We start from the raw sequence: 6,990 nt of genomic DNA, 5'->3' as shown, positions 1-6,990 counted from the left end.
ATGCGGAAGCGACGCCCGTTGGCGAACTGGTCGTGGACGAAGTCCAGCGACCAGCGCGCATTCGGCTTCGCTTCCACCGGGATCGGCGCCCGGCACCCCATGGCCTTGCGGCGAGCCCGCCGCTTGCGGACCGTCAGTCCTTCTTACCGATAGATCCGGTGAATGCGGTTGAGCCCTGATGGCTCGCCCTCTCGTCGCAGCAGAATGAACAGCCGACGGTAGCCGAACCGTCGGCGCTCGTGGGCGAGGTCGCGCAGCATCGTGGTTTTGCAAAGAACGCAGCATTCTGACGGACCGATCGCGTCGAACGCGGTTTTTCGTCAGATCACCCCCGATAGCATATCAGCATCAGCTCGTTTTCAAGAGGCACCTTCGGTTGCTGCGGTCAGGAAGTTCGGGAAAGCATTGCCCTTGCCTGAGCACATGAAGCAGCTCTGCAAGCGCTTCAGCAATGCGTGATCAAGGAATCCGGTATGGACATCAAAAAAGTTTCGGAGATGGATCGCAAATCGGTGCTCCATCCATTTACTCAACTTCACGACCACGCAACCGGGAAAAGTGGTGAACCCACCATCATTGATGGCGCAAAGGGAATCCGGATTCGGGACGTCAACGGTCGAGAATATATTGATGCTTTGGCAGGTCTCTACTGCGTCAATATCGGCTACGGCCGCGTAGAAGTCGCGGAGGCGATTGCACGTCAAGCCCAAAAGCTCGCCTTTTATCATACGTATGCAGGTCACACGACAGAAGAGCTGGCCAAGCTGTCCGACAGGCTCGTCAAGATCGCGCCCGGCGATATGAGCAAGGTGTTTTACGGCCTTTCCGGCTCCGATGCGAAGTCGGAGGCCAAGCGGTCTTAGGAAGACAACTATAACACTCAACTCCTTGGCTCACAGAACGACATGGCTACGATCCGACTTGCATATCACGGCTCCACAATCGTATCCGGTTCGATGACCGGAATGAGTTTCTATCATGATCATATGGATCTGCCTGTTCCGGGCATTTTGCGGGCAGGCGCGCCGACATACTATTGGGGGGCGCACCCTGGCGAGACTGAACTGCAGTTCTCGGAACGCCGGGCGGAGGAACTTGAACGGTTGATCCTCCAGGAAGGGCCTGAAACGGTCGGCGCCTTTATTGGTGAGCCTGTCCTCGGCTCCGGTGGGCTTACTCCCCCATCGGAGGGATACTGGGCCGCAATTCAGGCGGTACTCGCGAAGTACGATGTGCTGCTAATCGCCGACGAAGTGGTAACTGGATTCGGACGGACGGGTGAGATGTTCGGATCTCACAAATACGGCATCAAACCGGACCTTATTACCGTCGCGAAAGGGCTCACATCAGCGTATGCGCCTCTATCGGCGTGCATTGTTGGGCAGAAGGTGTATGAAGTACTCGACGCAGGAGCGCAAAAGGTCGGCGCTTTCTCGCACGGATACACCTATACCGGGCATCCGATTGGCATAGCTGCAGCAAATGCTGCTCTTGATATTGTCGAGCGCGAGGACCTTGTCGGGAATGCCGCGCGCGTTGGAGAGCATTTCCGCAGGACATTACATCGAGAGTTCAGTCAGTCGCCGATCGTCGGTGAGGTTCGCGGCGTCGGAATGATGGCGGCGATCGAGTTCGTCGCCGATCCGCAGAAAAAGCTTCGGTTTGACCCAAAATTGAAGGTTGGTGCTCGCGTGTCCGATGCCGCGCGCAAGCGCGGATTGATTGCTCGCGCGCTACCGCACGGTGACATCATCGGCTTCACGCCTCCGCTCACAATGACTAAGGCTGAAGCCGACGAAATCGTGGGGATCGCTCGAGAGGCTATCGCAGAGATCACCAAGGAACTGTCTTAGACTTAAGCACAAATAGTGACATTGCCAGAAACAAAGCCGGATGATGCTCCTCAGTCGTTCGCTGCTGAGGAGCCACACTTGGAGGACGGAATGGTCCAGGAGTCTTCTTGTGGATCTTTCCTGCCGAGCTGGATGGATAAGGGCCTAATCACGATTTGATATACGTAGACTGCAACTCAGATCGCAGCGTGCGCCGAACGGGAACTGTGCGAGCCTTATGTCGAAGGGTTCGCACAGCCGAAGCTCATAGCACTAGAATGCCAGGTCAACGAGCTACTTTGTCAGGAGTCGTCACCAGCATGCGATAGCATCCATTGGCACGGTGAACCCTGCTTTGGCCCGATCCAAAACGACCATCGTTTCGAAGCGCTTTATTTCCGAACTTTCGTGTGCAAGGCGACGGGTAAAGCACTCGTAGTCTTCCATGTCGCTAGCTGTAACGAGCAGGACGAAGTCAGCTTGGCCAGTAACGTAGAATGCGCTCATCACTTCAGCCATCTTGGAGATTGACCGTTTGAAGCGATCAACGATGTCGGCCCGGTCGCGCTCAAAGGAAATAAGAACTAGCGCGGTCACGTTTCTTCCGACGGCTTTTGGAGAAATGATTGAGATGTCCGACACTATCACGCCCTCCGATCGTAGGCGCTTTAGACGGCGCTGAACGCCGGATGCCGACAAGCCAACCTTCGCGCCAAGTTCTTCACTGCTCAGTCGATTGTTGCGTTGTACGAGATCAAGGAGCCGAGCGTCGATCCTGTCGAGCTCCATGGCGTTTCGATCGAAAGAATGTGCTTGCCTGGGCCAAGCATACGTGACTCCATTAAGTTGACCTGTCATTTTCAAACCTCCTCCCTACTGTTTGTTACAAAACGATGGTTTCAGCCGGTAGAGAGCGCACTCACTCGCGCAACAGTGCGATCCCATATCTTTAACGAAGTGCCTCTGCGAGACGTACCGCTCGGTTCATCTCGTTGAACACGATGCTGAAACCTTCGTCGAAGCCCATGCCTGGCTTCGCCAGCATTTGCGTGACCCCCGTCGCAACTCCAATGTTGGCTGTTGCGCGTGCCGACAGATCGGTTTCTGCACAGGTGCCACCCAGCACCGGACCGACACCATGTCGATGGCAGTCAAGGATGGCATCGATAGCGTGATGCAGAGACCCGAGATCGGGGGTCTTAATCTGCACCATGTCAACCGCTCCAGCCTCTGCAAACAGATGCACATCATCCGCCGTATTTGCCCATTCATCCGCGATGATCGCCACCTTGCTACCGCGAGACTTGAGGGCTTGACGCAGCGCACCTAGCGCTTTGATCTGTGCATCCCGACTGCCGGCATCCATAGGATGTTCGATTCCCAGACTATGCGGACCTGCCGCGCGTTCCAACCGTTCGATGATATCTGCTGTCGCTTCGATCGAGCCACCGGCGCACGCGCCGATCAGTCCATAAACGTCGAGATGGATAACTGGATGATAATGATCCGAGGTCCGCAGCTGCGCGATACGGTCGCGCACCCACTTGACGTATTGTTCGAGCGTCTCGCCATTGGCTCCGACCAGGTGTGGAGTGTTGATCAAGCCATGGGGTAGGACCGGCACGCCCTTGAGAATCATTTTATCGACATTGGTGTAGCGTTCGTCGCCGCATTGGCCGTAAATCGGCACCACCCCTATCGGCTGCTCGATACGCCATTCCTCCTTGATGACTTGCGCCATTGAATGATGCCCTGCGACGTGAGATGCGGCATCAAGCAGCGCCTGCGATATACCGTAAGCCGCTGCGCGTTTGGCGCCAAAGGAGTCTTCGAGGATTTTTTCAGCGTATACGGCAGTTTCACGAAAATGTCGAACGTCTAGGCCGGCCAGGTGTCGTGCCATCTGTTGCTCAATTTGTGCTGCGAGCTCAGCGGCATGAAAACGAGGCTCGCGACCACCAGCGCCTGTGTATTGCACACTGGCGCAATCCCCTTTTGCGATATACCCGTCGCTCAGCACGAGCATCACAGAGACTGATTCAGACGGTTCGCGAACTGCCTTGAACCCGTGCGTTTCCGCCCTCCCGACATAGGCTGCGCCTTCACGTCGGGCGCCAGCCTTAATCGCGGCTTGGTCATCGAAGAAGAACGAACCAATCCCGGGGCTTGCGAGCACTTTTTGAATCGTTGTCAAACTGGTCATCTCAACTTTGATCGTCACCGATTTTGCAAATCAGCCGTGGGCTTGGCTGATGAGACGCAGATGCATATACGCAAGTACGCCTTCCCTTCCGCCTTCGTAGCCATAGCCGCTGTTGCCAAGCCCGCCCAGCGCGACGTCGGGAAGCGAAGGTGCAGTCTGATTGACGCCAATGTTCGACGCATTCAAACGACTTACTAACTCGTCCCGAACACGGATCGAATCGGTGAAGACGTAAGCGGCGAACGAATAGTCGGAGGCGTTTGCCAGATCGATTGCGTGGTCGATTGTGTCGACCGACTGAACCGTAGCAACGGGGCCGAAGGGTTCTTCAACTAGGATTTCTGCATCCCGTGGCACAGACGACAGCACTGTCGGCTCGACGTAGAACCCAGCACGCTCAAGCTTCTTGCCACCGGTTTTGACAACAGCACCCTTTGCGACAGCGTCCTCGACCAGATGTAGAAAAGAGGCCACCCGCCCGGCGTGCGCTACGGGGCCTAGCGTCGTGCTGTCCTCCGCGCCGTGTCCAAGCTCGTAGGTCTTTGTCTTCGCGACAAGCGCGTCGACCAAGGCGTCGTGCACCGAATGATGGGCGAGGTAGCGGGTGGGTGCCACGCAAGATTGACCTGCCGACCCGAATTTGGCCGGTGCGGTAACCTGCACTGCATTCTCAACATCCGCATCGTTCCACACGATTACTGGGGCATGTCCCCCTAATTCAAAAATGGGTCGAATGAGATTGGGTGCTGCGAGTGCTGCGAGCTGCTTGCCCACACGGGTTGAGCCCGTGAATGACACCGCCTTAACCATTGAGGATGACAACAATTGTCTACTAACAGGCGCCGGATCACCAAAGATCAGATTGACGGCTCCATCGGGTACACCGGCATCCACGAGTGTTTCGACAATTGCGCGCGCAGTGTACGGCGTAAACTCCGAAGCTTTGAGAACCACCGTGCAGCCAGCGGCCAATGCGGCGCCCAGCTTGCGCCCCACCAGCACGGCAGGGAAATTCCATGGTGTAATCGCTACGACGACGCCGAGAGGAATTGGCACGGACAAGCGAGTGCTGCCAACGACAATTCCTGGATGGACCGTTCCGCTGACGCGGCCTGCCTCCTCACCATTCCAGGCGAGTGTCTCGACCGTCCGTCGCAATTCCCCGAAGGCATCGGCTCGCGTCTTGCCGGACTCTAATAGAAGTCCCTCTGCAATCTCTTGAATCCTTTCGTTCAGCAGAGACGATGCCTTCTTCAAGACTGCGCCTCTAGATTGCCCCGTCAAACCGCTCCACGCCGGGAAAGCGCGATGCGCAGCGTCCAATGCAGCCTGAACCTGACTCCCATCAGCCAGCGTAACGACACCAATTAGCTCCTCGGTCCCTGGGTCAATATTCGGTTGGGAGCCGGCCTTGCCTTCTACCCATCGGCCATTGATGAAAAGATTTGTGTCGAGTTTCACCTGCGGCACGGTCGTTTCCAATCCCTACAAACTTGTTGGACGAAACTCGGCAGCTAGCTGACAAGCATGGCTTCCGATGTCGCGGCGCATGGTATTGATGACATCTTTATAAAAAAAGCGAATTGTTTGCGTCTATGAATGCAGAAACTTCATCTAACCAACCCACTGATTTTAAGGGCGGCAAAGCACTACTCGCGTTGGCAGTTCAAATAGGCCCTTGTAACTAAAGGTTATATCTTTACTGTTATGGCCAAAGCCTGCCAATCCGCGCAAGATCTGAAGATCCAGAAAGAGATGTAAGATATTCATCTGAGTGAGCTTTTATGTCGCTAAATGCCTACGAAGTGTTTGTCGCCATAGCGGAGCGTGGCAGTCTTGCGGCAGCTGCACATCAGCTGAACCTATCGGCCTCAGCGGTAAGCCATGCACTTGCTTCATTCGAGCAAGAATTAGGCTTCACACTTCTCGTTAGAAATCGAAGCGGCGTTCGTTTGACTGCTGGAGGGGAAGCCCTTCTTCCGACCGTGAGAGAGTTGCTTCAATGCAATGACAAATTGAGGCAACAGGCAGCGAAGCTCCTTGGACTTGAGTCTGGAACCGTGCGGATCGGCGCATTCACCAGCGTCAGCGTCGCATGGCTACCGAAGATCATTCGCTCATTTGCCGACCTTTACCCAAATATAGAAGTGACCATTGAGCAGGGCGGATACGACGATGTTGCTGAATGGATTATAAAGAGCCAAGTTGATCTAGGCTTTATTATATTGCCTGAGCCGCCCGGGCTGGACGTAACGCCGCTACATGCCGATCCACTCGTGTGTATTGCGCCGCTCGGGTTCGCGCCAAAAACCAAGGCGTATATCTCAGCTCCCGAGCTGGCCGACCACAACGTCGTACTCCAGGGGAAAGACTATGGGAGGGAGACCGAGCAGATATTGGCGAAACACAAGATCTCGGTCAGATCGAGCGCGCGGGCAATCGACGATGCGGCAATCATTGCAATTGTCGAGAGCGGACTTGGCATTAGCGTTATGCCTCGATTGGCGCTGCTTAATTACAGGGGCGAAGTGCAGGTTTTTCCATTCTACCCGCCAGAAAGCCGGGTTATTGTATTGGCCTCGCTGAGCCAAGAAAGCTTGGCCCCTGCGGCAAAGGCGATGCACCAGCATATCGTAAAGTTTGTTGCCGGGTGGGCCAACGGTGAAGGCGGTGGTCAAAGTTGACCGGGACGAGGAAACAGGCGACTGCGAGCGGTTGGCCAGTTCGAGCTCAGGACATGCGCAGTCTCTTCAATGCTCTGCGCGTATTCACTTTGGGTTTGCCGCCGATCGCCCTTGGCTGACAAGATGAGCAGCCGCTCCGCATCGGAAAGATTGACGAGGGCACTCAGCTTGCGACGATGCTGACTACACGAGGCCATGTAGCTTTTGTCCGCGGTGCGTTCGGCAAAGTGCAGCATTGCTGCAAGTTCATGCCGAAATACGCACAACACGA

The 6,990-nt window shown here is 55.6% G+C and carries 5 protein-coding genes and 2 pseudogenes; 2 read left to right on the top strand and 5 right to left on the bottom strand.

Going from position 1 to position 6,990, the window contains the following annotated elements; translation table 11 throughout:
• Positions 1-257, bottom strand: a pseudogene (locus Q2M23_RS39420) (IS3 family transposase); the annotation flags it as partial.
• Positions 258-473: 216 nt separating this feature from the next.
• Between Q2M23_RS39420 and Q2M23_RS39415 the strand changes: the two are divergent.
• Positions 474-1,853 (top strand): annotated as a pseudogene (locus Q2M23_RS39415) (aminotransferase class III-fold pyridoxal phosphate-dependent enzyme).
• A 291-nt stretch (positions 1,854-2,144) separates the two neighbouring features.
• On the opposite strand, the gene Q2M23_RS39410 reads toward Q2M23_RS39415, so the two are convergent.
• The 3 genes from Q2M23_RS39410 to Q2M23_RS39400 form a co-directional block, all read right to left on the bottom strand.
• Complete coding sequence (locus tag Q2M23_RS39410; RefSeq protein ID WP_316398947.1) at positions 2,145-2,621, bottom strand: Lrp/AsnC family transcriptional regulator; 477 nt, start codon at positions 2,619-2,621, stop codon at positions 2,145-2,147.
• 160 nt (positions 2,622-2,781) lie between these two features.
• Positions 2,782-4,053, bottom strand: coding sequence for a methylaspartate ammonia-lyase (locus Q2M23_RS39405; protein WP_316398946.1), 1,272 nt, complete (start codon positions 4,051-4,053; stop codon positions 2,782-2,784).
• Between the two features lie 12 nt (positions 4,054-4,065).
• Positions 4,066-5,505 carry an aldehyde dehydrogenase family protein gene (locus Q2M23_RS39400; protein ID WP_316398945.1) on the bottom strand — a complete coding sequence of 480 codons (1,440 nt, stop codon included), beginning with the start codon at positions 5,503-5,505 and terminating at the stop codon, positions 4,066-4,068.
• Between the two features lie 314 nt (positions 5,506-5,819).
• Between Q2M23_RS39400 and Q2M23_RS39395 the strand changes: the two genes are divergently transcribed.
• The gene (locus Q2M23_RS39395; protein WP_316398944.1) at positions 5,820-6,719 is read left to right on the top strand and encodes a LysR family transcriptional regulator; all 900 of its coding nucleotides are present in this window, start codon (positions 5,820-5,822) and stop codon (positions 6,717-6,719) included.
• On the opposite strand, the gene Q2M23_RS39390 is transcribed toward Q2M23_RS39395, so the two are convergent.
• Entirely contained in the window at positions 6,710-6,955 is a 246-nt protein-coding gene (locus tag Q2M23_RS39390) for a hypothetical protein (RefSeq protein WP_316398943.1), read from the bottom strand. The genes Q2M23_RS39395 and Q2M23_RS39390 overlap by 10 nt on opposite strands.
• Between the last annotated feature and the right edge of the window lie 35 nt (positions 6,956-6,990).

This window comes from Bradyrhizobium sp. 33ap4, from assembly GCF_032654765.1.
Classification (GTDB): Bacteria; Pseudomonadota; Alphaproteobacteria; order Rhizobiales; family Xanthobacteraceae; genus Bradyrhizobium; species Bradyrhizobium australafricanum.
The sequence above is the reverse complement of the archived record's forward strand: the minus strand, read 5'-3'. Positions and strand labels throughout refer to the sequence as shown.

What these genes read in the sequence shown, in the direction of transcription:
- Q2M23_RS39390 (WP_316398943.1), bottom strand. Translation starts at nt 6,955, where the DNA reads ATGCTGCACTTTGCCGAACGCACCGCGGACAAAAGCTACATGGCCTCG.
- Q2M23_RS39395 (WP_316398944.1), top strand. Translation starts at nt 5,820, where the DNA reads ATGTCGCTAAATGCCTACGAAGTGTTTGTCGCCATAGCGGAGCGTGGC.
- Q2M23_RS39410 (WP_316398947.1), bottom strand. Translation starts at nt 2,621, where the DNA reads ATGGAGCTCGACAGGATCGACGCTCGGCTCCTTGATCTCGTACAACGC.